The sequence below is a fragment of the Bacillus mycoides genome, assembly GCF_018742245.1.
In the GTDB taxonomy this organism is placed as follows: Bacteria; Bacillota; Bacilli; order Bacillales; family Bacillaceae_G; genus Bacillus_A; species Bacillus_A cereus_U.
Window position 1 is genome coordinate 4,725,481 of the sequence record NZ_CP036132.1, and the last position, 25,685, is coordinate 4,751,165.

Here is a 25,685-nt window from a genome sequence, read left to right on the forward strand (position 1 = left end):
CGCGCCGTTTTACAAATGTAAATATCTGTATTACATCTTTTGACGATCACGGAACACGCGTGCAATTTCACGTTTAGCTTCTTTCTCTTTTAAATCGTGACGCTTATCATATTGCTTCTTACCTTTTGCTAAACCAAGTGCCATTTTCGCAAATCCATTTTTCAAATAGATTCTAACTGGAACTAATGCATATCCTGTTTCTTTTGCGTAACCTGCTAGCTTATCAATTTCTTTTTTATGAAGAAGTAACTTCCTTGTACGTAGCGGATCGTGATTGAAACGATTCCCTTGTTCATATGTATTAATATGCATATTATGAACCCATACTTCACCGTTATGTATACGTGCAAACGCATCTTTCAAGTTCACGCGTCCAGCGCGAATCGACTTAATTTCCGTTCCTTGAAGGACAAGCCCTACTTCGTATGTTTCTTCGATGAAATAATCATGAAATGCCTTTTTATTTTGTGCAATAACCTTACCTGTACCTTTTGGCATATAACGTCCCTCCTCTATTTTTACCATTGTAACAAATGTAAACAAAAAGCGAAAGTGGCTCGCTCAGAATGTGAGGTGGATGGAGCTTCTGACCTTGAGGCGCTCTTTGCCTCTCCGGGAAGAAGCGAAGCCACCGAACATTCTAGCCACTGTAGCTAGATTCAACAAAAAGCGAAAGTGGCTCGCTCAGAATGTGAGGTGGATGGAGCTTCTGACCTTGAGGCGTTCTTTGCCTCCTGGGAAGAAGCGAAGCCACCGAACATTCTAGCCACTGTAGCTAGATTCCAACAAAAAGCGAAAGTGGCTCGCTCAGAATGTGAGGTGGATGGAGCTTCTGACCTTGAGGCGTTCTTTGCCTCCTGGGAAGAAGCGAAGCCACCGAACATTCTAGCCACTGTAGCTGGATTCAACAAAAAGCGAAAGTGGCTCGCTCATAATGCGAGGTGAAGCCACTCTTTTCTTACTTGCGCTTTTTCTTTTTCTTCTTGAATCCTGGTACATTTTCAAAGAATCCTTTTTTCTTCTTGCCATTACTATTACTATTACTATTACTATTACTATCTTTTTTCCCTGGCTGACTAGCGGATGTGGATGCTGATGCTTTTCCTTGGCCACCACGATCAAACTTTCTTCCTGTGCCGCGTTCGCCACCGCGCTCATTACTGCGCTCGCTACGTCCACCGCGTTTCTTTCTGCCTGTTCTTGGCTGTTCAATCACAACTGGACGATCTTTGAACTTACGACGAGGTGTGCCTTTCATGCCAACGATTTCAAAGTCGATTGCGCGCTCGTCTTTATTTACGTTAATAACACGAATTGTAATTTCGTCACCGATGCGGAATACGTTACCTGTACGTTCCCCAATCATCGCAAAATGTTTTTCGTCATAACGGTAGTAATCATCTGTTAAATAGCTAACGTGTACAAGACCTTCAATTGTATTTGGAAGCTCTACGAATAAACCGAAGTTTGTTACAGAGCTAATCATACCGTCATACTCTTCACCGATCTTATCAAGCATATATTCTGCTTTTTTCAGTTCGTCTGTTTCACGCTCAGCTTCAACAGCACGGCGTTCCATATTAGAAGAGTGCTCTGCAATCTCAGGTAAGTTTTCACGCCATTTCGCTTGCGTTTCGTTGTCGACTTTACCGTTAATGATATATTCACGAATTAATCTATGAACAATCGTATCTGGATAACGACGAATTGGCGATGTAAAATGCGTGTAGAACTCAGTTGATAAACCGAAATGTCCTAAGCTCTCCGAATCGTAACGTGCTTGCTTCATAGAACGAAGCATAACTGTTGAAATGACTATTTCTTCCGGCTGACCTTGAACCATTTCAAGAATTTGTTGCAACGCACGAGGATGTATTTCATTCGCACGTCCTTTTACTGCATATCCGAAGTTTGTTACAAACTCGAAGAAACGCTCAAGCTTATCTTCTTTCGGATCTTCATGGACACGGTACATAAACGGTACGTTCATCCAGTGGAAATGCTCCGCTACTGTTTCGTTCGCAACAAGCATAAACTCTTCAATTAACTTCTCTGATACAGAACGATCACGCATGACAACATCAGTAGGTTTTCCTTCTTCATCTACTAGTACTTTCGCTTCTTTAAAGTCAAAGTCAATCGCACCACGGCGCATACGTTTTTCACGTAAAATTTGTGCTAACTGCCCCATTTCTTTAAACATTGGCACTAGCGGCTCGTAACGTTCAATTAGTGCTTCGTCTTCATCTTCTAAAATGCTTCTTACGTCAGCATACGTCATACGCTCTGTCGTTTTAATTACACTTTGGAAAATCTCGTGTTTTACAACATCACCTAGATTGTTGATTTCCATTTCACAAGATAGTGTCAGACGGTCTACTTTCGGATTTAATGAACAAATACCGTTAGATAAACGATGCGGAATCATCGGAATTACACGGTCTACAAGATATACACTCGTTGCTCTCTCCGCTGCTTCAACATCAATTGGAGAACCTTCTTGAACGTAATGACTTACATCCGCAATATGAACGCCAAGCTTATGGTTACCGTTCTCAAGCTTCGTTACTGTAACAGCGTCATCTAAGTCTTTCGCATCCGCGCCATCAATTGTAACAATCATTTGGTCACGTAAATCACGGCGATCTTTTATATCTTCTTCTGAAATCGTTTCTGGTACACTGTTTGCATGCTCCATAACTTCTTCAGGGAACGCTAAAGGTAAATGATGTTTATGAATGACAGATAAAATATCTACTCCTGGGTCATTTTTATGACCTAGAATTTGAATAACTTCACCTTCTGCGCTTAAACGGTTCTCTGGGTAGCCCGTAATTTTCACAACTACTTTATGACCTTCTACAGCGCCCATAGATGCACTTTTCAAGATAAAAATGTCACTTGTCCAGCGTTTATTATCAGGTATAACAAACCCAAAGTTCTTTGACTCTGTATATGTACCAACTAGTTCCTTCGTTCCACGCTCTAAAATACGAACAATCGCGCCTTCTTGGCGTGATCCACTTGATTGCGCGCTAACACGTGCTAATACTGTATCACCATGAAGTGCACCATTTAATTCTGTAGGCGGGATGAAAAGATCATCATCTCCTGTTTTCTTCTCTTCTGGAACAACGAACGCAAAACCACGTGCATGCCCAATTAATTTACCGCGTACTAAATTCATTTTTTCTGGAAGACCGTAGCGGTTACTACGTGTGCGGATAACAAGCCCCTTCTCTTCCATCATTACAAGTGCCTTTACAAAATCTTTAAAGCCCTCAGAGCCTTCGATTCCAAATGCCGATTCTAATTCTTGTATCGTTAACGGTTTATACGCTTCTTCCCTCATAAATAATAACAACTTATCAATATGTTCTTGCATGATTTCTTCCAAGCAGAAATACCTCCTTTAAACCCTTATATTATTTAGTGTATCCGAAAGATGGGGGATGTATAAAGTGAAACTTTAATCATCTCCCAATGATTTTTTACAGCTTTCATAAAGTGTAACTTTAATCAGTAAGGTTTTGTCCCTCCCCACTGATTATTAGCCCACACCAATTGGGATAATAAATTCCCTTATGAAAAAAAGAGGCAACTAGATCTTACCAATCTAGTTGCTCCAAGAAGTTATATACATCCTCATGTAGCACATCACGTTCTTTATCAAGTGTAATGACATGCGTAGAGTCTTCATACCATTTAATGTCTTTTAACGTAGATTCTACACCGTTATAAATAATGTTAGCACTATCTGTATTAATCATCTCATCATGACGTGCTTGTACAACGAATGTTGGAGCATAAATCATATCAACATTATTGCGTACGTCACGAATCAACTCCTGTAATGCTTTTAATGTATTCATTGGTGTCTGTTTAAATTCAAACATTTCCTGCTCAATTCGTTCTGGTGATTTTTGCTCACGCTTTTTATATTCGCGGGCATATGCCAATATACCTTGGTACATAATTTCTTCACTTTTAATGTACATCGGTGCACACATTGGTACAACACCTAAAATCGGTAATGTATAAGCAAGTTTTAATGAGAATACTCCGCCTAATGATAATCCAACCGCAGCTATTTTCTCGTAACCTTGATCTTTTAAATGCTGGTAGGCATTCATTACATCTTTCCACCAGTCTTCAGGGCCTGTATGAACAAGCTCTTGTGGTGGTACGCCGTGTCCTTTATAAATTGGCGCATGACAAGTATAGCCTTTCTTCTCTAAGAAACGCCCTAGCATGCGTACGTCAGCTGAGTTCCCTGTGAATCCATGTAATAATAAAACAGCGCGGTCTCCACCTTCAAATGTAAATGGTTTCGGAGATGCTAATTTCATCATGTACTTCTCCTCTTTCTCTTCTGTAATCTAGTCGTATTCTTTCTATTCTTAGTGTACCATATTTATAATTCTATAATCTAATTAGAAACTTTTTTTGAATAACAAATCAAAAAAAGAAGAACCATTAGCATAATCCGCTAACGCTTCTTCTTTTACTTTTATAAGTTTAAGTACGTAACAGCAATTGTTAGTACAAAGAACAACACAGCTAAAACAACTGTAACACGGTTTAATACCGCTTCGATTCCACGTGCTTTTTGCTTACCAAATAATTGCTCTGCACCGCCTGAAATTGCACCTGAAAGGCCTGAGCTATTACTAGACTGCATAAGTACCATAACAATCATTAAAATCGATACAATAATAAGTAAAACTGATAATAACGTATGCACTTGGCGTACCTCCTACAAAGATTCAGTTATTTTAAATGTAGCATAAATCCTATAGAAAAGCGAGAGCTATAGAATCACTCTCGCTTTTCTTCTATTACATGAACATCATTGCGAATAACGGTCCAAGCAAACATGTCAAAATTGCTGTTAATGTCATTGTTACCGATCCAATAACACCTTCATGCTCATTATTTTTCATCGCTCTCATAACACCCATAATATGAGACGCACATCCAAAGCCAATCCCTCTACCAACTGAGTTTGTAACACGGCTCCATTTTAATAAAATTGGTCCTGAAATCGTTCCAGTAATACCTGCGATAACGACGAAGGCAGCTGTTAAGGACGGGACACCACCAACTTGTTCAGACACACTCATCGCAACTGGCATTGTCACTGATTTTGGTAAAGAAGATAAAATTAAGCTTTTATCTGTTCCCATAAGTGTGGCGATAGCCAAATCACTTGCAATAGCAACTGTTGTACCTACTAATACCCCACCAGCAATTGGTACAACATATTTTTGCAGAACATGACGTTGTTTATAAAGCGGGATTGCAAATGCTACAACACCTGGTCCGAGTAGCTTCGCAATCCAGCCACCACCACTTTCCATATAATTTTGATATGGTATATCAAGCATTATAAATAAGAAAGCCATTAATGCTGTTGCAACAAGCATTGGAATGGTAAATGGTGTTGGAAATAATTTGTAGATTTTTTTAGATAATTGATATAATAGCACCGTAAAAAGAACCCAACCGATTCCGATTAATATTTGGCTCATTGTGTCTCTTTTTCCTTTCTATTCGCAAGATATTGTCCTGTATGTCCTGCGACAATAATAATTAAAAACGTACTCGCTACAACTGTAATGAAAAGAGAAATTCCTTTACTCATAAAAAAAGCACCGTAATTCATTAAGCCAAGCGTTGGCGGAATTAATAAAAACGGCATAATAGCAACGAGTGTTTCTGCTCCTAAATCAAACCATTTCACTGGAAGTACTTTTAGGCTAAGAAAAACAAGCAGGAGGAACATCCCAATCAAACTTCCTGGAATCGGAATATTCAACATTTCTTGCACCCAATTTCCAACCATATAAAATACATAAAGAGCAGAAATTTGGACAAGAATCTTTGTAAGTTTCATGTTCATCATCCCTCATGTTTATACGATCTTCTGTTAATATCCTTATCATAGTATAAATTGTAAAAACCTGCAATTTATCAAATCGACAACGAAAACCCACTATATTATACGCTTACACCCTTGATACGACTGCGTTTCCGAATGTATTTTACGTCAAAAACCTTGACCTAATATATAAAGTTTATATATTCTGAATTTTGGTGGTTATTATTTTAATAAAATAAAATCCTTCACTCCATTTTTATTCTGCCTTCTCTCGTCAAACCTCTATTCAATCATTACTACTATGGATATTACGAAAAAATTTTACCCCAATTAAAAGGCTGCCCTTTTCATGACACGATACCGATATTAGCTTTACTTGATAATTCTATGTTTACCTACTACAAATCACCAATTACCGTCATGACCAAATCTTACGCTCAAGGAGCAAGCATCGGTGATTTCCGCTCTTTAGTAGGATCAAGCCCATTCACCAATCGGCCCTCGCAGCAAATTGCTATCGATTTTGATTATAATCTCTTCTTTAAATACTTCATGTCACTTATGACGGACGAACAGTTTTAGCAAAAAAAAAAACAGACCGTGATTTCTCACGGTCTGTCGTTATTTTCTACAATTATCGTTTGATGTTGTAGAAAGATTGTAAACCAGCGTAAACAGCGATTTCGCCTAGCTCGTCTTCGATACGTAATAATTGGTTGTACTTAGCAATACGGTCAGTACGGCTCATAGAACCAGTTTTGATTTGGCCAGCGTTAGTTGCAACTGCGATGTCAGCGATTGTAGCATCTTCAGTTTCACCAGAACGGTGAGATACAACTGCTGTGTAACCAGCACGTTTAGCCATTTCGATTGCTTCGAAAGTCTCAGTTAAAGTACCGATTTGGTTAACTTTAATTAAGATTGAGTTAGAGATACCTTTTTCGATACCTTCAGCAAGTTTTTGAGTGTTAGTTACGAATAAATCGTCACCAACTAATTGTACTTTATCACCGATACGCTCAGTTAATAATTTGTGACCATCCCAGTCGTTTTCGTCTAGACCATCTTCAATAGAGATGATTGGGAAGTCTTTGCAAAGCTCTTCGTAGAAATCAACCATTTCTGCAGAAGTTAAGCCAGTACGGCCTTCGCCTGCAAGGTCATATTTACCAGTTTCTTTGTTGTAGAACTCAGAAGAAGCAACGTCCATTCCTAAGAATACGTTCTCGCCAGCTTTGTAACCAGCTTTTTCGATAGCTTCGATGATTACTTCTAATGCTTCACGGTTAGAACCAAGGTTTGGAGCGAATCCACCTTCGTCACCTACTGCAGTGTTAAGACCTTTGTCATGTAATACAGCTTTAAGTGCATGGAATACTTCAGCACCCATACGGATTGATTCTTTGAATGTTGGAGCACCAACTGGTAAGATCATGAACTCTTGGAAGTCAACGTTGTTATCAGCGTGAGAACCACCGTTGATGATGTTCATCATTGGAGTTGGTAATTGTTTTGCATTGAATCCACCAAGGTAACGGTATAATGGAAGACCTACGAAGTCAGCTGCTGCGTGAGCTACTGCCATAGATACACCAAGGATAGCGTTAGCGCCTAGTTTACCTTTGTTTGGAGTGCCATCTAATTCGATCATAGCACGGTCGATACCAGCTTGGTCAGTTACGTCGAAACCAACGATTTCTGGAGCGATTGCTTCGTTAACGTTGTTTACTGCGTTCATAACACCTTTACCAAGGTAACGAGATTTGTCACCGTCACGTAATTCTACTGCTTCGTGCTCACCAGTAGATGCACCACTTGGTACGATAGCGCGTCCGAATGCGCCGCTTTCTGTGTAAACTTCTACTTCTACAGTTGGGTTACCACGAGAGTCAAGGACTTCGCGAGCATAAACATCAATAATTGTTGACATAATAAATTCTCTCCTTTTTATATAAGCAAATTATTTAATAATTGTTTTACCTGTCATTTCTTTCGGTTGTTCCACATTTAAAAGTGTAAGCATTGTTGGGGCGATATCTCCTAAAATACCACCTTCACGAAGCTCTACATCATTTTTTGTAACGATGAAAGGAACCGGGTTAGTTGTATGAGCTGTCATTGGGCCACCATCAGCAGTTAACTCCTGATCAGCATTACCATGGTCAGCAGTAATAAGTGCTACACCATCTTTTGCAAGAATCGCTTCTACAACTTTTCCTAAACATTCGTCAGTTGCTTCTACTGCTTTAATTGTTGGTTCCATCATCCCAGAATGGCCAACCATATCACAGTTTGCAAAGTTAAGAATGATAACATCATGTTTATCATTTTCGATGTCATTTACTAAAGCGTCCGTTACTTCATAAATGCTCATTTCAGGCTTCAAGTCATACGTTGCAACCTTCGGTGAGTTAATTAAAATACGCTCTTCTCCTGGGAATTCAGCCTCACGGCCACCGCTAAAGAAGAATGTAACGTGCGGATACTTTTCAGTTTCCGCGATGCGAAGTTGCTTTAATCCCGCTTGCGCAACAACTTCACCTAATGTGTTATCAAGGTTCATTGGCTTGAATGCCACGTAACCATCTACAGTTTCACTGAAATGTGTCATACAAACGAATTCAGGAATGTGAGGTACTTTTTCACCACGATCGAACTCACGGAAGTCTTCGTTTGTAAATACACGAGCAATTTGAATTGCACGGTCTGGACGGAAGTTATAGAAGATAACTGCATCATCATTATTGATTGTTGCAACTGGCGTGTCATCTTCGTTAACAATTACAGACGGCAATACGAATTCATCATAGATACCATTTGCATAAGAGTCTTCTACACACTCTTCTGCTGATTTATAAGTAGGGCCTTCACCATTCACCATAGCACGGTAACATTTTTCTACGCGATCCCAACGCTTGTCACGGTCCATGGAGTAATAACGACCAGAGATAGTCGCGAATTGTCCTACTCCTGTTTCTTTAATTACTTCATTTGTTGCATCGATATAACCTTTTGCTGTTTGTGGTCCAACATCGCGGCCATCTAGGAATGCATGGATATATACTTTCTCCACACCTTCTTTTGCTGCTAAGCGAAGAAGAGCAAACATATGGTTCATGTGACTATGCACACCACCATCAGAAAGTAAACCGAATAAATGAAGAGCAGTACCTTTTTCTTTCACGCTTTTAATTGCATTTTGGAAAGTTTCGTTCTGATCGAACTCACCTTCACGAATTGCAACGTTTACGCGTGTTAAGCTTTGATATACGATGCGGCCTGCACCGATATTTAAATGACCAACCTCAGAGTTACCCATTTGACCTGCTGGAAGACCTACTTCCTCACCACAAGCTGTAAGCGTTGTGTGAGGGAATTTGTTCCAGTAACCATCAAAATTAGGTTTCTTAGCTTGTGCTACAGCATTCCCGTAAGTTTCTTCACGTAGTCCGAAACCATCAAGAATGATTAAAGCTGTTGGCTTTCTCATTTTACCGCCCCCAGAAGACCTAAGAACGAAGCAGGCTCTAAGCTAGCACCGCCAACTAAAGCGCCGTCGATGTCAGATTGTGCCATATACTCTTTAATGTTTTCTGGTTTTACGCTACCGCCGTATTGAATACGAACAGCTTCTGCAGCTTCTGGAGAAACAGCTTCTGCAACAACTTTACGGATGTGCGCACATACTTCATTTGCATCTGCAGAAGAAGAAGATTTACCTGTACCGATAGCCCAGATTGGCTCATAAGCGATAACAGTTACTTTAACTTGCTCTTCTGTTAAACCTGCAAGTGCTTTTGTTACTTGACCTGCTACTAGATCAAATGTTTTTCCGCTTTCGCGCTCTTCTAAAGTCTCACCACAACAAACGATTGGTGTTAAACCATGTTCAAATGCTGCAAGAGTCTTTTTGTTTACTGATTCGTCTGTTTCAGCAAACATTTCACGACGCTCAGAGTGGCCAAGTACTACGTAGCCTACTTTTAAGTCGCTAAGTGCTACTGGGCTAATTTCGCCAGTGAATGCACCATTTTTTTCGAAGTGCATGTTTTGTGCACCTACTTGTAAGTCAGTTCCTTCAGTATTCGCTACTAAGCGCTCTAAGAATAGAGCTGGCGAGCAAACTACTGCATCAACAGCTGAAGCTGCTGGGATTTGACCTTTAACTTCCTCTACGAAGCTAACTGCTTCAGCTAGAGTTTTATTCATTTTCCAGTTACCTGCGATAATTGGTTTACGCATGCTTTGCACCGTCCTTTTTCTTTGGCTGCTACTTATTTGTCGTTAAGACAAACTACACCTGGAAGCTCTTTGCCTTCCATGAATTCTAATGACGCACCGCCGCCAGTAGAAATGTGGCTCATTTTATCAGCCATACCGAATTTTTCAACAGCTGCTGCAGAGTCACCACCGCCGATAACAGAGTATGTATCTTCTGCATCTGCTAATGCTTGTCCTACTGCTTTTGTACCTTCTGCGAATGGAGTCATTTCGAATACACCCATTGGTCCATTCCATACAACAAGCTTAGAGTTTTTAATTACATCTGCATAAATTTCACGTGTTTTAGGACCGATGTCCACGCCTTCCCATGTAGAAGGGATAGAGTCGATACCAACGATTTGAGTTGTTGCAGTTTCAGAGAATTCCTCTGTGATTACAACATCAACTGGCATATAGAAGTTTACGCCTTTTTCTTTTGCAAGTTGCATAAATTCTTTAGCTAGTTCAATTTTGTCGTTTTCACATAGAGATAGACCAATTTCATGACCTAAAGCTTTAACGAATGTATAAGCAAGTCCGCCACCGATGATTAAGTTATCTACTTTGTCTAATAGATGACGAATTACACCGATTTTATCTTTTACTTTCGCACCACCAATGATAGCTGTAAATGGACGTTCTGGGTTAGAAAGTGCTTTACCTAATACATCTAACTCTTTTTCCATTAATAAACCAGATACTGCTGGTAGGTAGTCTGCGATTCCTGCTGTAGAAGCGTGAGCACGGTGAGCTGCACCGAATGCATCGTTTACGAAGATATCAGCAAGAGCTGCAAATTCTTTCGCAAGTTCTGCATCGTTCTTTTCTTCGCCCGCATAGAAACGTACGTTTTCAAGAACTAATACGTCGCCTTCGTTCATTGCTGCAACCATTTCTTGTGCAACTGGTCCGAATGCTTCGTCCGCTTTTTTAACATCTTTACCAAGAAGCTCGCCTAAACGTGCTGCTACTGGAGTAAGACGTAATTCTTCTACTGCTTGACCTTTTGGACGGCCTAAATGACTTGCTAAAATTACTTTCGCACCTTGCTCTACTAAATATTGAATTGTAGGAAGAGCTGCACGGATACGAGTTTCATCTGTAATTTTGCCTTCTTTCATAGGTACGTTGAAATCAACGCGGCAAAATACACGCTTACCTTTTAAATCTACGTCACGAATTGATTTTTTGTTCATTGGATTTCCCTCCGACTACTAGTTAGGATTGACAAAACCCATTCAAAAGCTTAACACATTTGCTTCTAAAACGAAAGAAGAGAGAGAGGGAACAAACCCTCTCCCTCGTTTTGTCATTGATTGCTTATATACTTAAGAATTAAAGACCTTTAGAAGTCATGTATGCAGCTAGGTCTACTACGCGGTTAGAGTAACCAGTTTCGTTATCGTACCAAGAAAGTACTTTAACCATGTTACCTTCCATTACCATTGTAGATAATGCATCGATTGTAGAAGAATCTGTGCAACCGTTATAGTCGATAGATACTAATGGCTCTTCGCTGTATCCAAGGATACCTTTTAATTCGCCTTCAGAAGCTGCTTTGAATGCTGCATTTACTTCTTCAACTGTTACTTCTTTGTCAAGTTCAACAACTAAGTCAACTAGAGAAACGTTAGCAGTTGGAACACGTACAGCGCCACCGTTTAATTTACCTTTAAGTTCTGGTAATACTAATGCTACAGCTTTAGCAGCACCAGTAGATGTTGGGATCATGTTTTCAGCTGCTGCACGAGCACGACGTAAATCTTTGTGTGGTAAGTCTAAGATTTGTTGGTCGTTAGTGTAAGAGTGAATTGTTGTCATCATTCCGCGTTTTACGCCGAATTTTTCGTTTAATACTTTAGCGAATGGAGCTAGACAGTTTGTAGTACAAGAAGCATTAGATACTACGTTGTGGTTAGCTGCATCGTATTCTTCGTGGTTAACACCCATAACTACAGTGATATCTTCGTCAGAAGCTGGAGCTGAGATGATAACTTTCTTAACTGATCCACCTAAGTGTTTCTCAGCGTCTGATTTTTTAGTGAAACGGCCAGTAGATTCTACTACTACTTCTACTCCGTAGTCGTTCCATGGTAATTGAGCTGGGTCACGCTCAGCGATAACTTTAATTTCTTTACCGTTAACAATGATGCTGTTTTCGTTAGCAGATACTTCTGCATTTAAAGTTCCGTGAACTGTATCATATTTTAAAAGGTGAGCTAATGTTTTAGCATCTGTTAAGTCGTTGATTGCTACTACTTCTACCTCAGAGTTGTTAAGAGCTGCGCGGAATACGTTACGTCCGATACGTCCAAATCCATTAATACCAATTTTAGTCATTTAAATTTCCTCCTTGGGGGATTATATTAAAGGGTATTACCCTTTGTTAATTGTTTTGCTGCACCTTCATCTGTAATTAGAATTGAAGTGTGCCCTTGCTTTATTACAGCCTGTATTGCTTTTGCTTTTGAAGAACCTCCAGCGACTGCGACAACGTGAGATACATGTTGTAAATCTTCAAGTTGCATACCAACTGTTCTTACTTTATGAACAACATTTCCTTGTTCATTAAAGTAGTAACCGAAAGCTTCGCCAACTGCTTCGCTTGCCTGAATCTTTAACCAATCTGCTTCTGAAGTATTTCTGCGACGTGCCATTGTTAACGCATCACCGATTCCATGAATGACGATATTGGAAGATCGAATCAACTCAAGAACTTCTTTCACGGAGGGCTCTGTTACAATAGACGCATATGCTTCGCTACTAACGTGATCTGGAACATACAATAAGCGATAATTACTCATCGTATTTTGTGCCATTTTGGCGCAAATGGTATTGGCTTCTAACTCAACACCTTCTCCAATTCCACCACGTGCTGGGACAAATAGCATATGTAAATCCTTGCAATCAAGTTGCATCATGTCCGCAGCAGCAGCTAGCGTAGTTCCTCCAGCCACAGCAACGATATTATTCGCTGTCAGACGGTCTTTTATACAAGTCACACAAGCACGGCCCATCTCCAGTTTGACCCAAGGTGATTCATCACTATCACCAGGGACAACGAAAACTTCATCCAAGTCTAATGTTTCCTTAAGTTGTTTTTCTAAAACCTTTAACCCGGAAATTTCTTTCATAAAGTCTTCCAAAGCGAGAACTAAAGCTGTTCCTTCTTCTGTCAAAGTCATTCCAGAAGAAGCGACGTGAACTAAGTTTTGTTCTTTCAAAACTTGAACTTCACTTCGCAATACTCGTTCTGTCATACCGAGACTTGCAGATAAGTTTCTTCTTCCAATCGGCTGCATAAGCCTAATGTACTGAAGTACTTGCATTCTCGTTTGCATAACAGGTAGCAGATCAGGTAATAATTTTTTTGTGTTCTGAATCCATGAGCGCATATCTTTTCTCCTCACTACATCGGTTCATTTCCCTTCGTGGTCACTTTATGTCCCGTAGTGACATTTTGTGTCCCACTTAGATTAAAAAAATAATCCCTGCTACGTGTATTATTGTAACAGGAGACAGAAACTTATTCAACTCTTAACTGCATTGTTTATATAGTTTATTATGACACCTTTGTGAATGTTACCATATTCTACTTGTCTCCCGCCTATTTCTACAACAGGAATCATTAGATGGTATTTCTCTAAAAGGTCATTATCTTCATATATATCTATTTCCTCAATTTGAAAAGAATATTCACATTGTACTTCCTTTAAAATTTGTTTCGCCTTCACGCAAAGACCACAATCTTTTTTTGTATATAGTACAACTTTCATCTTCTTCACCTATCCAATTGTTTTTCTTAGAGACGAAGCAGGAATATGCATTTGTTCTCTATATTTCGCAACCGTTCTGCGAGAAATAACGATCTCATGCTCTTCTTCTAATAATTTTGAAATCTTTTGATCCGAAAGTGGCTTTTTCTTATTTTCTGCTCCAACAAGCGTTTGAATGAATTGTTTCACACGCTTTGTAGAAATCGCCTCATCTTCCGTCGTAGAAATAGAATTACTAAAGAACGATTTCATCTCAAATAAACCATGCGGCGTTTGCACATATTTATTACGCGTCGCACGACTAATTGTAGACTCATGCACACCTAACTCTTCCGCCACCTCTTTTAAAGCAAGTGGTTTTAAATACTCTGGACCTTTCCAGAAGAAATCATGCTGTTTTTCCATAATAATATTCATCACTTGTAAGAGTGTTTGTTTTCTCTGTTTCAAACTGCGCATAATCCATTGCACATGCTGATACTTCTCCGATACGTAAGAAGCCACTTCACTTTCACTATTATTTAGTAACGCACTATACTCAGAGTGAATTTCAATTCTTGGCATATTTCTCTCATTCATCTGTAAAACGAGATGATCGCCATCTTTTTTTACCGCCATATCAGGCACAATATAAAGTGGTTTATCAGAAGAAAATGCAAGACCTGGTTTCGGCTGTAATGATGTAATACAGTTCACCGCATCCTGTAATTCCTCGTTAGTACACTTCAACACTTGAACGAGCTTTCGCCAATCTTTCTTAACGAAATAATTAAAATAATCATCTATAATTTCTTCCGCTAAACCATTTCTTCTTTGTAAGCGCTTCAATTGGATTGATAGACATTCCTGAATATTACGCGCACCTACCCCTGCTGGCTCTAACGATTGAACAAGCTCCACAGAACGGTCCACTACATCAATTGGCGCAGAAAGAAGCTCTGATAACTCTTCATTTGTTTCTTGTAAATAGCCATTTCCATCCATGTTCATAATAATGAAAGAAGCTGCTTTTCGCTCTTCTTCATCTATTTTATAATACTGTAGTTGATTTAATAAATGTTGCTGAATCGTTGTAGAATCCACACTGTAGATTTCCATTTGATTCTCGACTTGTTTGCCGGTACTTTTACTTGTGTTAGAGCTCTTTTTCTTCTCCCTCTCGAAACCACCTAACTCAATAAGGGGATTCTCTAACGATTGCTCATATAAAAACTCCGATAATTCTTGTACATTATACTGGAGCATTGTAATCGCTTGCCTTAACTCTTGTGTCATTGCCAAACGTAAGCTTTGTTCTTGTAAAAGACTTGCCTTCAAACTAATCTCCCCCTTGTTTCTATTGTACAATAAGTTTGGTAAAAGGAGAATCCTATCGCAGACACCCATTCCAAAATATTATTAATTTATATGTATTAATGAGATTTACATCTTACAACCGAAAAATGAATAATATTGAAAGAAAATAATAACGCATAAAAATTATTACCACATACTAATAGTAATTCTTATAACCAGATATAACAAGAGAGAAATAAAAAAAGTCCTAACCTACAAAATGTAAGTTAGGACCTTTTGACGCGCCCAGAGGGATTCGAACCCCCGACAGACGTGGTACCGGAAACCACCGCTCTATCCGACTGAGCTATGGGCGCATGATAAAATTTTATAAACCGTTTATTATCAAGGTTTTAAGCCTTCTTCTATTCCGCTTTTCCACATTTAATTTCTTGCGAAAAACCTCTAATAGAAGTGAAATACAACAAGTAAATACCTGCTTATTTTCTTCTCATAATAATAGCAATAAAATCCATCTAAATCAATAAAAATATCCCCTTAATCCTTTATATACCTTAGCTAGGAGCCTATAAAACATGTCCTTCCCCTAAATTTTCCAATCATAAATTCACCCAAACCCACAAATTATAATCTTTGAATTGATATTCCAAAGGGGGCTTCATTCAATGACTGTAATTACAAAACTAAAGCAAACTGTTTCTGGATTAAAAAGTGCACAAGCTAGCTTAGAGGGATTCGCTCTTGATACGGATAACCAACAAGCAAAGCAACTTTTCCAAACAGCTGCGCAGCAAACACAAACAATTATCGATTCTTTAAACCCGCGAGTTGAAGAAGTCCAGCAAGAAGAACCACAATACACACAGCAATAACCAAAGGTGCCATTGTATCTAATGGTACACAATTTGAGAAAAAGGGTGATATGCAATCATCCTTTTTCTCTCACATTACATAATGCAATAGAAATGGAATGATTATAATGCGAAAACTTGGAATCATAACCGCGTTATTTATGCTCCTATTCGGTTCACTTACCGGATGTGATAATAGCCCGTTAGATAAAAAGGTAAAAAAAGAAGAAGCAAAACGAACGGAAGAAGACAAGGGCCCTAAGTTAACAAAAATGAGTACAGAATCCTTTAATCAATCTATATCGCAAGAAGCTAAGAAAAAAGCTCTCGCTATGGAGGGAATTATAGAAGCTACCGCCGTTAATACAAATTTAGATCTTTACATAGCCGTCAAGCCTGAACATCACGAAAGATTTGGTTTAAAACCTTTACGAAGTAAATTAAAAAAGAAGATAAGTGATGAAAACCCTACTTTCGATATTCGTGTAAGTACAGACAAAAAGATTTTTATGCTCATAGAAGAACTTGAAAACAAAATTAAGAAAAAGAAAGTAAGTAAAGATGGCATCAAAAAACAATTGAAACTCATTCAATCAGAAATGGGATCTAATATTTAAGCTTTCTAAAAGAGAAGGAAGGATTCAAATGTCTAGTAAAGATAAAAACTTAACACCTGTACAACAAGAATATAAAAAATTCGAACAACAGCGCGAACCGAAGCGTCCCGTTTTAAAAAATTGTATTAAAGCTTTTTTCGTCGGGGGATTAATTTGTCTAATAGGCCAACTGATTTCCACTTTTTATATTACCTATTTTGATTTCACTGAACGCTCTGCCGGGAATCCTACCGTTGCAACTCTTATTTTTATCTCCATGCTACTGACTGGATTTGGCGTCTACGATCGTCTTGGGCAATTTGCTGGTGCTGGTACCTCAGTACCTGTTACTGGATTTGGTAACTCCGTTATTGCCGCATGTATTGAACATCGTACAGAAGGATTCGTTCTCGGCGTTGGGGGTAACATGTTTAAACTAGCAGGATCGGTCATCTTATTTGGCGTATTTTCAGCTTTCGTCATCGCTCTTATTAAAACGATTCTCTTTCAATGGGGAGGGCTATAAATGTTACAAGGACACCGAACATGGGTATTCGAAAACAAACCAGTTATCATTTCAACAGGTGTAGTCGGCGGCCCATTTGAGGCAAATGGAAAAATCCCTGAAGACTTTGATACCCTGCATGAAGATTTATGGCTCGGACAAGATTCCTATGAAAAAGCACATAAAATTTTGTTTGAAGAGGCTTGTAGCCGTGCTACAGAAAAAGCCAGACTTAGGAAAGATGATATTCAATTCGTACTCGCCGGAGATTTAATTAATCAAATTACTCCTACAAGCTTTGCTTGCCGTACACTTGGCACTCCTTATCTCGGATTATTTGGTGCTTGCTCTACTTCTATGGAAGGTTTAGCACTCGGTGCAAGTATCGTAAATGCAAAAGGCGCAAAATATTTATTAACCGGAGCTTCAAGCCATAACGCTGCCGTGGAAAAACAATTTCGTTATCCAACTGAATATGGTGGTCAAAAACCTCCTACGGCCCAGTGGACAGTAACCGGTGCGGGCGCAGCTATTTTAAGTGATACAGGACATGGCCCAAAAGTAACTTCCGCCACAATTGGGCGCATTGTTGATATGGGGTTAACTGATCCATTTAATATGGGAGGTGCAATGGCCCCTGCTGCTGTCGATACAATTGAAGCTCATTTAAGAGAAAGAAATCTCGATGCATCTCACTATGATTTAATCGTAACAGGCGACCTCGGACATGTTGGACGCGAAATTGCTTATGACTTACTACATAAACATGGGACAAAAGTAACAAGTGAACAATTTCAAGATTGCGGACTACTCATTTATAGAGAAGGTCAACCTGTAATAGCCGGCGGAAGTGGCCCAGGCTGTTCAGCAACAGTCGTATACGGTCATTTATTAAACCGAATGAAAAGAGGAGAATTCAAAAAAATACTCGTCGTTGCGACAGGCGCTTTACTATCTCCACTTACATTCCAACAAGAAGAAACGATTCCGTGTATCGCCCACGCCGTTTCGATTGAATTTGGAGGTGCAACGCAATGATTTTTTTCTGGGCTTTTGTAATCGGTGGACTTATATGTGTAATCGGACAACTTATGTTTGATGTCGGCAAGCTAACACCAGCTCATACAATGGCAACACTCGTTGTTGTTGGGGCTATATTAGATGGATTCAATCTATATGAACCATTAATTGATTTTGCCGGTGCAGGAGCAACTGTACCAATTACAAGTTTCGGAAACGCCCTCGTTCACGGTGCGATGGAAGAAGCTGCAAAACATGGAATCGTCGGCGTAATTACTGGTATGTTTAAAGTAACGAGCGCAGGTGTATCAGCAGCGATTATTTTCGGCTTCATTGGAGCATTACTATTTAAACCGAAAGGATAAGAGGTGTTTGCATGACTGTTATCGCTAGCGTAAAAACTTGCCTTGCCAGTGTAAGAGGGGCTCAAGCCAGTTTAAGCTCTCTTTCATTAAATTCACAAGACGAAGAATCAAAACGCGTATTTCATGAATGTATGTTAGAAATGGACAGCATCATCGCTGATTTAAAGGATAGAATTTCAGTATTAGAACGTGAAGAACCTCAATATAAAGGGTTTTAAGTAGACTGGAGGAAATGACTATGTCTCACCTGCCCGAATGGACACTCGTTATTCTTCGCTCTGTATTCATATTAATCATTTTATTCGCTATTACGAAATGGTTAGGGAAAAGACAAATCTCTCAGCTCTCCTTTTTTGAATACATAGCCGGAATGACAATCGGTGACATCGCTGCCCAAGTATCTACAGGGCTCGATTCAAAATTTTTCCACGGCGTCTTTGCGATACTCATTTTCGCTGTGGTACCTTTTTTCACAGGAATCCTCTCCTTAAAGAACAAAACAGCTCGGGACTTCTTTGAAGGGAAATCTACCGTATTAATAAAAGATGGAAAAATACTTGAAGATAACTTAAAGAAAGAAAAATATACAAGTGACGAATTACTTGAACTACTCCGAGGAAAAGATGCGTTCAGCGTAGCTGATGTTGAATTTGCAGTACTAGAACCGAGCGGTGAATTAAATGTATTATTAAAGAAAGATCGCCAACCACTTACAGCAAAAGACGTAGGCTTAAAAGTACCAAACGAGAAGGAACCACAAACTGTTATTATGGATGGAAATGTACTAGATGAACCTCTGTCATCAAGCGGACATAACCGCGCTTGGTTACATTCAGAACTCGAAAAACTCGGCGTTGTCATTGAAAATGTCTTTCTTGGTCAAGTTGACTCATACGGACAACTTACTATCGACATTTATAATGACAAACTTCAAATGCCTTCTCCTCAAAATAAACCTTTACTATTGGCATCTTTAAAAAAATGCCATGCTGATCTTGAGCTATTTTCTTTAGAAACAAAATCGAAATCAGCAAGTGAAATGTATAGTAAAAACGCGAAACAAGTCGAAACAATTTTAAATAAAGTAACCTATCTTTTAAAAGAATAAATACCGAAAGAACGCTTCAGTAAAAAGGCGTTCTTTTGCCTTTTCTACACCTTTAATCACGTTTAAATTTATGTAATTCGGTTATGATGTTGAAGATACATAAGCAGGGAATTTTAAAAATATAGCGAATAAATCATGATACAACTACATATTTTTTTGATTTAAAGTGGTTTCGTTTGACCTTTATTGACCATAATTGTATTATAAACTAAGAAAGCTTTCAAAGGAGGAAATAACAGATGAATTTAATTCCTACAGTAATTGAACAAACAAATCGTGGAGAACGCGCTTACGATATTTACTCTCGACTATTAAAGGACCGCATCATTATGCTTGGTAGCGCAATTGATGACAACGTAGCAAACTCAATCGTTTCCCAGCTTTTATTCTTGGAATCTCAAGATCCAGAAAAAGATATTCACATCTATATCAACAGCCCTGGTGGTTCTATCACAGCTGGTATGGCAATTTACGATACAATGCAGTTTATTAAACCACAAGTATCAACAATCTGTATCGGTATGGCTGCATCTATGGGTGCATTCTTACTTGCAGCAGGTGAAAAAGGAAAACGCTACGCACTTCCAAACAGTGAAGTAATGATTCACCAACCACTTGGCGGCGCACAAGGTCAAGCGACTGAAATCGAAATCGCTGCAAAACGTATCCTATTCTTACGCGAAAAATTAAACCAAATTCTTGCTGACCGCACCGGTCAACCACTTGAAGTTCTACAACGCGACACAGACCGCGACAACTTCATGACGGCAGAAAGAGCTCTAGAATACGGCTTAATCGATAAGATCTTTACAAATCGTTAATACTTAAAAGCGGAAGCGGCTCGTTTAGAATCGCAAGGCGATGGAGCACCTGATTCCGAGGCGCTTTTTGCCTCGAATGAAGGGGCGAAACGACCGGAGATTCTAGCCGCTGAAGCTAGATATAACTAAAAGCGGAAGCGCCCTGTCAACAGGGCGCTTTTTTTATTATGTACAAGGGCAACGCATACCCCACCTAGTATTTAACAGGATATATCAACGATTTTTCAAATATATCGACCGTAACTCAAATTTCATCGGCGATTATTTTAATATATCGACGTTTCGACACAACATATCGACTTACCGACAATTCTCGACAAGCACGTGTGTCCTACATACCCCCACCACTCAAACGCACCGCACCCCACAAATAGCAAAATAAAAAAACTATCGCACATTCGCGATAGCCTTTTATTGTACAGATGCAGCTAATGCTTCCAAAGCCTCTTCTGCATCTGAACCTTCTGTTGTAATTGTAATCATGCTACCAGTTCCAATTGCTAAGCTCATAATCCCCATTATGCTCTTTGCATTAACTGTCTTTCCATCTTTCTCAATGAAAATATCAGAATGAAAGCGATTTGCCTCTTGTACAAACAACGCAGCCGGACGTGCTTGTAAGCCGTTTTTTAATGCAACTTTAACCAGTTTTTGAACCACAGCTCCATTTCCCCTTTAACCTCTTATTTTTTTGCTACTGTTTCCCCCGCGCGTAATTTCTCTGCAATTTCATCGATTTTACGCAAACGATGATTAATACCCGATTTACTAATTTTCCCCCCGGATACCATCTCACCTAACTCTTTCAATGTTACATCTTGATAATCTCTTCGTAACTGTGCAATTTCTCTTAATTTATCTGGCAAAATATCAAGCCCAACCGTCTCATCAATATAGCGGATGTTCTCAATTTGCCTTAGCGCTGCACCAATTGTTTTATTTAAATTAGCTGTTTCGCAGTTAACTAAACGATTTACTGAATTACGCATATCGCGAACAATTCGAATATCTTCAAATCTTAAAAGTGCATTATGAGCACCTATAATATTTAAAAACTCTGTAATTTTCTCAGCTTCTTTCAAATACGTAATGTACCCTTTTCTTCTTTCCAACGTCTTACTATTTAAATCAAATCCGTTCATCAATTCACATATAGAATCATTATGTTCCTTATATAACGAAAAGATTTCTAAATGATAAGATGATGTTTCTGGGTTATTTACCGAACCACCTGCTAAAAATGCACCGCGTAAATACGATCGTTTACAACATTTCTTCTCGATTAATTCCTGCGATATATTTCGAATAAACGAAAAGTCATCTCGAACAATGTGAAGATCTGCTAATATTTCCCGAGACTTCTCAACAAGCCGCACGATATATACATTATTTTTCTTCAATCGCATTTTTTTACGAACAAGTAATTCTACCGTCACATCATATCCTTTTTTCAAAAGCGTATAAATCCTTCTTGCAATTGCTGCATTTTCCGTTTGAATATCGATAGATAGGCGACGGTTTGAAAAAGAAAGCGATCCGTTCATTCGAAGCAACGCCGATAATTCTGATTTCTCACAGCATTCCTTCATTTCAAGGTTGGTCAACTCTTTCTTTGTTTCTGATGCAAATGACACAGTCAACACCTCCTTATACTATTACTTTGGAACAAAAATCTTGTCCTATATGAATGAGGAGCGTTACCTCAAGCGAGGCAACGCACATTTATAACAATGAATATAAAATAGAAGCTAACTTTAATGTATCATGTCTTACAACACGCTCATCATATTTCGCTAATCGCTCTTGAATGATTTCGATATTATGTTCAGCAAAACGATCTGTATCCAGTGCAACTGGTTCCGACATTTCTTCCTCATATAACTTACGTAATTCACGAGGAATATCACGATTATTTACAATCGCAGTGTCGATAAAGGGTTTACCTAAATGATCATGTAACGCCTGCACATGATCAAACGCAGTATAACCCTTCGTTTCGCCCGCTTGCGTCATAACATTACATACATATACCTTCTTCGCTTTTGCAGCAAGAACAGCGTCGCCAATTTTGTTAACAACTAAATTCGGTAATATACTTGTGTACAGACTTCCTGGACCGAAAACAAGCAAATCAGCTCGTTTAATTTCCGCCAACGTTTCACATAACGGTTCTACATCTTCTGGAGTTAAAAAGACACGATTAATCTTCTTCCCGAAATAAGGAATCTTTGATTCACCTGTTACAATTTCTCCATCTTCTAATTCTGCATGAAGTACCGCACTTTGATTCGCTGCTGGCAATACACGTCCTCTGACATTTAATACTTTACTTGTTTCCGTAATCGCGTGGTAAAAGTCTCCTGTAATCGAAGTCATACCTGCCAATAGTAAATTTCCTAACGCATGCCCTTTCAGTCCGTCTCCAGTTGTAAAACGGTGCTGAAATAAAGCTTCCACTAATGGTTCTACATCCGATAACGCAACAAGCACGTTACGAATATCACCTGGAGGTGGAATTTCTAGCTCATCACGTAGTCTACCTGAACTGCCTCCATCGTCGGCTACTGTTACAACTGCTGTAATATCAACAGGATATTGTTTTAATCCTCTTAATAAAACAGAAAGTCCAGTTCCACCTCCCATGATAACAATTTTAGGTTTTCTCTCTTTTTTCATCCCTTAATGGCCCTTTCTCTTCTCCACATCACGATGAGATACATGAACGCTATACTCTGGTTTCAAATGTTTCCCAAGGTACTCTGTAAGCGTAACAGAACGATGTTGCCCACCTGTACATCCAATCGCAATTACAAGTTGACTCTTACCTTCTCTTTTATAATGAGGCAGCATGAAAGTGATAAGATCCGTCAATTTCTCTAAAAACTTATGTGTTTCATTAAATTTCAACACATACGACGAAACTTCTTCATCCAGTCCTGTTAATGGCTTCATATGTGGAATATAATATGGATTTGGTAAAAAACGAACATCGAATACTAAATCAGCATCAATTGGAATTCCGTACTTAAATCCAAATGACATAACATTTACACGGAATGCTTGCTCAGTTTCTGTTGAGAACAAGTGAACAATTTTCTCTCGTAATTCTTTCGGTTTCAAATCAGATGTATCAAGCACAATATTCGCTCGCGCCTTCATATCAGTTAATAGACCACGCTCAGCTTCGATTCCCTTTAACGGCAAACCAGTTGGCGCAAGTGGATGCGAACGTCTTGTTTCTTTATAACGAGTTACAAGTGTGCTATCTTTCGCATCTAAAAATAAAATATGAGGAATAATCCATGTACGTTCTGATAAATCATCAAGTGCTCCCCATAAATATTCAAAAAACTCTCGGCCACGTAAATCAATACCGAGTGCTACTTTATTCATTTTACCTTTTGAATCTGCCATAAGTTCAATAAACTTCGGCAATAACATCGGTGGTAAATTATCTACACAAAAATATCCTAAATCTTCAAAACTTTGTAACGCTACCGTTTTTCCAGCTCCAGACATCCCTGTAATAATTACCATTTTTATATCATTATTCTCTGTCATCGTATCCTCTCCTTGCAGGTTTAACTCGGATCTAATCGATATGAAAGCAACTCAAAATCTGGGGTATATACAAATGTACCGTAGATTATACCATTCCCTTTAATTAAATAATCAATAATGTGATAATCTCCTGGTGCCATTGCTAAATCATCAATTTTATCAAATGTATGCCAACCAATGATGCCTTCTTCGCTCTCTAATTTGTTTTCTCCTGCAAAATCTGTTGCTAAAAAGGAGAACATCATCCATTCAGAAACAACTTTATCACCTTCTTGGATGACAAAAGTGAAGACCCCTTTTAATGCTGGATTCTTTAAATAAATACCTGTTTCTTCACGATACTCGCGAACAACGGTATCTCTTACTGTCTCACCACGCTCCATTTTCCCGCCCGGTGCAACCCACCAATTTCGGCGAGGTTTTTGGAGTAAGAGTACTTCATTATCTCTAATTAACACACAGTTTGTCACTCTTTGCATGTTTCTTCACCTCAGCTACTTGCAGCAAAATTTCTCACTGCATACTCATTTCATTATACTATCAAAAACAGTTTGCTACAACGAAGGTGCCAGTCCCCTTTTGCTAAGCAATTGTAAAAAATCTTTCTATAACAAGCAATCAAAATACCTTACTTCCCATGAACAGTACATAAAAATCCCCTTAACGATTTTTATCGTTAAGGGGATTAAAACACTTATTTCTTACCGAAATAAGTAACAACCGCAAATCCTAAAATAAAAGTAATAATTGAACTTACAATTGAAATGCCACCAGTCGGAATGCCAGGGAACACAATGACAATCGACCCGATAACGAGCCCAATAATTGCCGCAAATGTCATACTTTTATAACGATCTAACAAATAACTAATTCCTTTACTACTTACAACAAATCCGGCCATCACGCCGGCACCGATAACTAGGATTAACGGTAAATTGAGTGTAGTTAAAGCGTTAATTGCTGTTGGATACACACCAATAATTAATAAAATAAACGATCCACTAATTCCAGGAAGAAGCATAGCCATACTAGCCATCCATCCTGCAAAAAATAAACCAATTGCATTTAAAATTGTTAACGTCGTAATCGGATCAGCTGCCTTATCTGGTTTAAAGAATGCTGTTATTGCAACAAGAATTGCTGCAATTATTAATAAGGTAATATGACTACCTTTAAACGTTGCCTTTGCATCAGCTTCTCTCATTAACATCGGTAATATACTAATAATTAAACCGAGGAAGAAAAATTGAGTCGGTTCATAATGATTTGCTAATAAATATTTAATAACGTGACTTAACGTTAGAAAAGCTGCCGCTACACCAGCTGCAAGTGGGATTAAAAACGCTAAATGTTTTTTCCATTCACGGCTAAAGAATCCGCTAATTGCTGCGAGCAATTGTTCATAAATCCCTAACACAACAGCGATTGTTCCGCCACTCACACCAGGAATTAAATCACTAACGCCCATACAAAATCCACGATATATATTACGCCATTCCATACTGAATAAATTCCTCATTTCTTATAGTGATTTTTTCCGTAAAGTCCAGTATATCAATAAGAAAGCTTATAATCCCAATTGTTTTTGACAAAACTTTGACATTTCCACAAAAAAAGAAAGCTCCTATCGGTAGCTTTCTTC

Annotated in this window: 28 protein-coding genes, 1 tRNA gene and 1 pseudogene; 9 read left to right on the top strand and 21 right to left on the bottom strand. The window is 38.8% G+C overall.

Features of this window, described 5'->3' with window-relative positions:
- Window positions 1-30: 30 nt before the first annotated feature.
- The 6 genes from smpB to EXW56_RS24435 form a co-directional block, all read right to left on the bottom strand.
- The gene (gene smpB / locus EXW56_RS24410) at window positions 31-498 is read right to left on the bottom strand and encodes an SsrA-binding protein (protein ID WP_002034685.1); all 468 of its coding nucleotides are present in this window, start codon (window positions 496-498) and stop codon (window positions 31-33) included.
- Between the two features lie 460 nt (window positions 499-958).
- Window positions 959-3,385, bottom strand: a complete 2,427-nt coding sequence (gene rnr, locus EXW56_RS24415) for a ribonuclease R (protein WP_435868471.1) — start codon at window positions 3,383-3,385, stop codon at window positions 959-961.
- A gap of 223 nt (window positions 3,386-3,608) precedes the next feature.
- Entirely contained in the window at window positions 3,609-4,349 is a 741-nt protein-coding gene (locus tag EXW56_RS24420) for an alpha/beta hydrolase (RefSeq protein ID WP_165497462.1), read from the bottom strand.
- A gap of 161 nt (window positions 4,350-4,510) precedes the next feature.
- On the bottom strand, window positions 4,511-4,744 hold the full coding sequence (gene secG / locus EXW56_RS24425) for a preprotein translocase subunit SecG (RefSeq protein WP_002112793.1): 234 nt from the start codon (window positions 4,742-4,744) through the stop codon (window positions 4,511-4,513).
- A 94-nt stretch (window positions 4,745-4,838) separates the two neighbouring features.
- Window positions 4,839-5,531 (bottom strand): LrgB family protein, encoded by a 693-nt coding sequence (locus tag EXW56_RS24430; RefSeq protein WP_002112794.1) that lies wholly within the window; start codon window positions 5,529-5,531, stop codon window positions 4,839-4,841.
- Window positions 5,528-5,905: a CidA/LrgA family holin-like protein gene (locus tag EXW56_RS24435; protein ID WP_171902574.1), complete on the bottom strand. Its 378-nt coding sequence runs from the start codon at window positions 5,903-5,905 to the stop codon at window positions 5,528-5,530. Before EXW56_RS24435 ends, EXW56_RS24430 begins: the two co-directional genes overlap by 4 nt.
- Before the next feature lie 246 nt (window positions 5,906-6,151).
- On the opposite strand from EXW56_RS24435, the pseudogene EXW56_RS24440 reads away from it, so the two are divergent.
- Window positions 6,152-6,463 (top strand): annotated as a pseudogene (locus EXW56_RS24440) (nucleoside hydrolase); the annotation flags it as partial.
- Between the two features lie 52 nt (window positions 6,464-6,515).
- On the opposite strand, the gene eno reads toward EXW56_RS24440, so the two are convergent.
- The 9 genes from eno to EXW56_RS24485 all read right to left on the bottom strand — a co-directional run bounded on the left by eno (window position 6,516) and on the right by EXW56_RS24485 (window position 15,572).
- Window positions 6,516-7,811 carry a phosphopyruvate hydratase gene (gene eno / locus EXW56_RS24445; protein WP_002112796.1) on the bottom strand — a complete coding sequence of 432 codons (1,296 nt, stop codon included), beginning with the start codon at window positions 7,809-7,811 and terminating at the stop codon, window positions 6,516-6,518.
- A gap of 30 nt (window positions 7,812-7,841) precedes the next feature.
- Window positions 7,842-9,371, bottom strand: a complete 1,530-nt coding sequence (gene gpmI, locus EXW56_RS24450; RefSeq protein ID WP_002112797.1) for a 2,3-bisphosphoglycerate-independent phosphoglycerate mutase — start codon at window positions 9,369-9,371, stop codon at window positions 7,842-7,844.
- A complete protein-coding gene (tpiA, locus tag EXW56_RS24455; RefSeq protein WP_002144919.1) occupies window positions 9,368-10,123 on the bottom strand; it encodes a triose-phosphate isomerase in 756 nt (251 codons plus the stop codon). Before tpiA ends, gpmI begins: the two co-directional genes overlap by 4 nt.
- Window positions 10,124-10,155: 32 nt before the next feature.
- Window positions 10,156-11,340, bottom strand: coding sequence for a phosphoglycerate kinase (locus EXW56_RS24460; protein ID WP_002198882.1), 1,185 nt, complete (start codon window positions 11,338-11,340; stop codon window positions 10,156-10,158).
- A 139-nt stretch (window positions 11,341-11,479) separates the two neighbouring features.
- A complete protein-coding gene (gap, locus tag EXW56_RS24465; RefSeq protein WP_002112805.1) occupies window positions 11,480-12,484 on the bottom strand; it encodes a type I glyceraldehyde-3-phosphate dehydrogenase in 1,005 nt (334 codons plus the stop codon).
- Between the two features lie 26 nt (window positions 12,485-12,510).
- Window positions 12,511-13,539, bottom strand: a complete 1,029-nt coding sequence (cggR, locus tag EXW56_RS24470) for a gapA transcriptional regulator CggR (RefSeq protein ID WP_002112806.1) — start codon at window positions 13,537-13,539, stop codon at window positions 12,511-12,513.
- A 135-nt stretch (window positions 13,540-13,674) separates the two neighbouring features.
- Window positions 13,675-13,920, bottom strand: coding sequence for a glutaredoxin family protein (locus EXW56_RS24475; RefSeq protein WP_002144911.1), 246 nt, complete (start codon window positions 13,918-13,920; stop codon window positions 13,675-13,677).
- Window positions 13,921-13,929: 9 nt separating this feature from the next.
- Window positions 13,930-15,237 carry an RNA polymerase factor sigma-54 gene (rpoN, locus tag EXW56_RS24480; protein WP_002198881.1) on the bottom strand — a complete coding sequence of 436 codons (1,308 nt, stop codon included), beginning with the start codon at window positions 15,235-15,237 and terminating at the stop codon, window positions 13,930-13,932.
- A 259-nt stretch (window positions 15,238-15,496) separates the two neighbouring features.
- Window positions 15,497-15,572, bottom strand: a tRNA-Arg gene (locus tag EXW56_RS24485).
- A 309-nt stretch (window positions 15,573-15,881) separates the two neighbouring features.
- Between EXW56_RS24485 and EXW56_RS24490 the strand changes: the two genes are divergently transcribed.
- From EXW56_RS24490 to clpP, 8 genes are all read left to right on the top strand, one after another.
- The gene (locus EXW56_RS24490; RefSeq protein ID WP_000216167.1) at window positions 15,882-16,088 is read left to right on the top strand and encodes a DUF1657 domain-containing protein; all 207 of its coding nucleotides are present in this window, start codon (window positions 15,882-15,884) and stop codon (window positions 16,086-16,088) included.
- 107 nt (window positions 16,089-16,195) lie between these two features.
- Window positions 16,196-16,684 carry a YhcN/YlaJ family sporulation lipoprotein gene (locus EXW56_RS24495; RefSeq protein WP_098988200.1) on the top strand — a complete coding sequence of 163 codons (489 nt, stop codon included), beginning with the start codon at window positions 16,196-16,198 and terminating at the stop codon, window positions 16,682-16,684.
- A gap of 28 nt (window positions 16,685-16,712) precedes the next feature.
- Window positions 16,713-17,189, top strand: a complete 477-nt coding sequence (gene spoVAC, locus EXW56_RS24500) for a stage V sporulation protein AC (protein WP_002198879.1) — start codon at window positions 16,713-16,715, stop codon at window positions 17,187-17,189.
- Entirely contained in the window at window positions 17,190-18,206 is a 1,017-nt protein-coding gene (gene spoVAD / locus EXW56_RS24505) for a stage V sporulation protein AD (protein ID WP_002198878.1), read from the top strand.
- Window positions 18,203-18,553 (top strand): stage V sporulation protein AE, encoded by a 351-nt coding sequence (gene spoVAE, locus EXW56_RS24510; protein ID WP_000575922.1) that lies wholly within the window; start codon window positions 18,203-18,205, stop codon window positions 18,551-18,553. Before spoVAD ends, spoVAE begins: the two co-directional genes overlap by 4 nt.
- Before the next feature lie 11 nt (window positions 18,554-18,564).
- Entirely contained in the window at window positions 18,565-18,771 is a 207-nt protein-coding gene (locus tag EXW56_RS24515; protein ID WP_000215907.1) for a DUF1657 domain-containing protein, read from the top strand.
- A 20-nt stretch (window positions 18,772-18,791) separates the two neighbouring features.
- Window positions 18,792-19,661, top strand: coding sequence for a DUF421 domain-containing protein (locus EXW56_RS24520; RefSeq protein ID WP_002144904.1), 870 nt, complete (start codon window positions 18,792-18,794; stop codon window positions 19,659-19,661).
- A gap of 239 nt (window positions 19,662-19,900) precedes the next feature.
- Entirely contained in the window at window positions 19,901-20,482 is a 582-nt protein-coding gene (gene clpP, locus EXW56_RS24525; RefSeq protein ID WP_001049163.1) for an ATP-dependent Clp endopeptidase proteolytic subunit ClpP, read from the top strand.
- A gap of 411 nt (window positions 20,483-20,893) precedes the next feature.
- On the opposite strand, the gene EXW56_RS24530 is transcribed toward clpP, so the two are convergent.
- The 6 genes from EXW56_RS24530 to EXW56_RS24555 all read right to left on the bottom strand — a co-directional run bounded on the left by EXW56_RS24530 (window position 20,894) and on the right by EXW56_RS24555 (window position 25,544).
- Window positions 20,894-21,142, bottom strand: a complete 249-nt coding sequence (locus tag EXW56_RS24530) for an HPr family phosphocarrier protein (protein ID WP_215557693.1) — start codon at window positions 21,140-21,142, stop codon at window positions 20,894-20,896.
- Between the two features lie 23 nt (window positions 21,143-21,165).
- Entirely contained in the window at window positions 21,166-22,116 is a 951-nt protein-coding gene (gene whiA, locus EXW56_RS24535; protein WP_002016082.1) for a DNA-binding protein WhiA, read from the bottom strand.
- Window positions 22,117-22,204: 88 nt separating this feature from the next.
- Window positions 22,205-23,158, bottom strand: coding sequence for a gluconeogenesis factor YvcK family protein (locus EXW56_RS24540; RefSeq protein WP_002198876.1), 954 nt, complete (start codon window positions 23,156-23,158; stop codon window positions 22,205-22,207).
- A gap of 3 nt (window positions 23,159-23,161) precedes the next feature.
- Window positions 23,162-24,043, bottom strand: a complete 882-nt coding sequence (gene rapZ, locus EXW56_RS24545) for an RNase adapter RapZ (RefSeq protein ID WP_002016084.1) — start codon at window positions 24,041-24,043, stop codon at window positions 23,162-23,164.
- A 20-nt stretch (window positions 24,044-24,063) separates the two neighbouring features.
- Window positions 24,064-24,522 (bottom strand): NUDIX hydrolase, encoded by a 459-nt coding sequence (locus EXW56_RS24550; protein WP_002124062.1) that lies wholly within the window; start codon window positions 24,520-24,522, stop codon window positions 24,064-24,066.
- Between the two features lie 215 nt (window positions 24,523-24,737).
- Complete coding sequence (locus EXW56_RS24555; protein WP_215597039.1) at window positions 24,738-25,544, bottom strand: DUF368 domain-containing protein; 807 nt, start codon at window positions 25,542-25,544, stop codon at window positions 24,738-24,740.
- Window positions 25,545-25,685 lie beyond the last annotated feature (141 nt).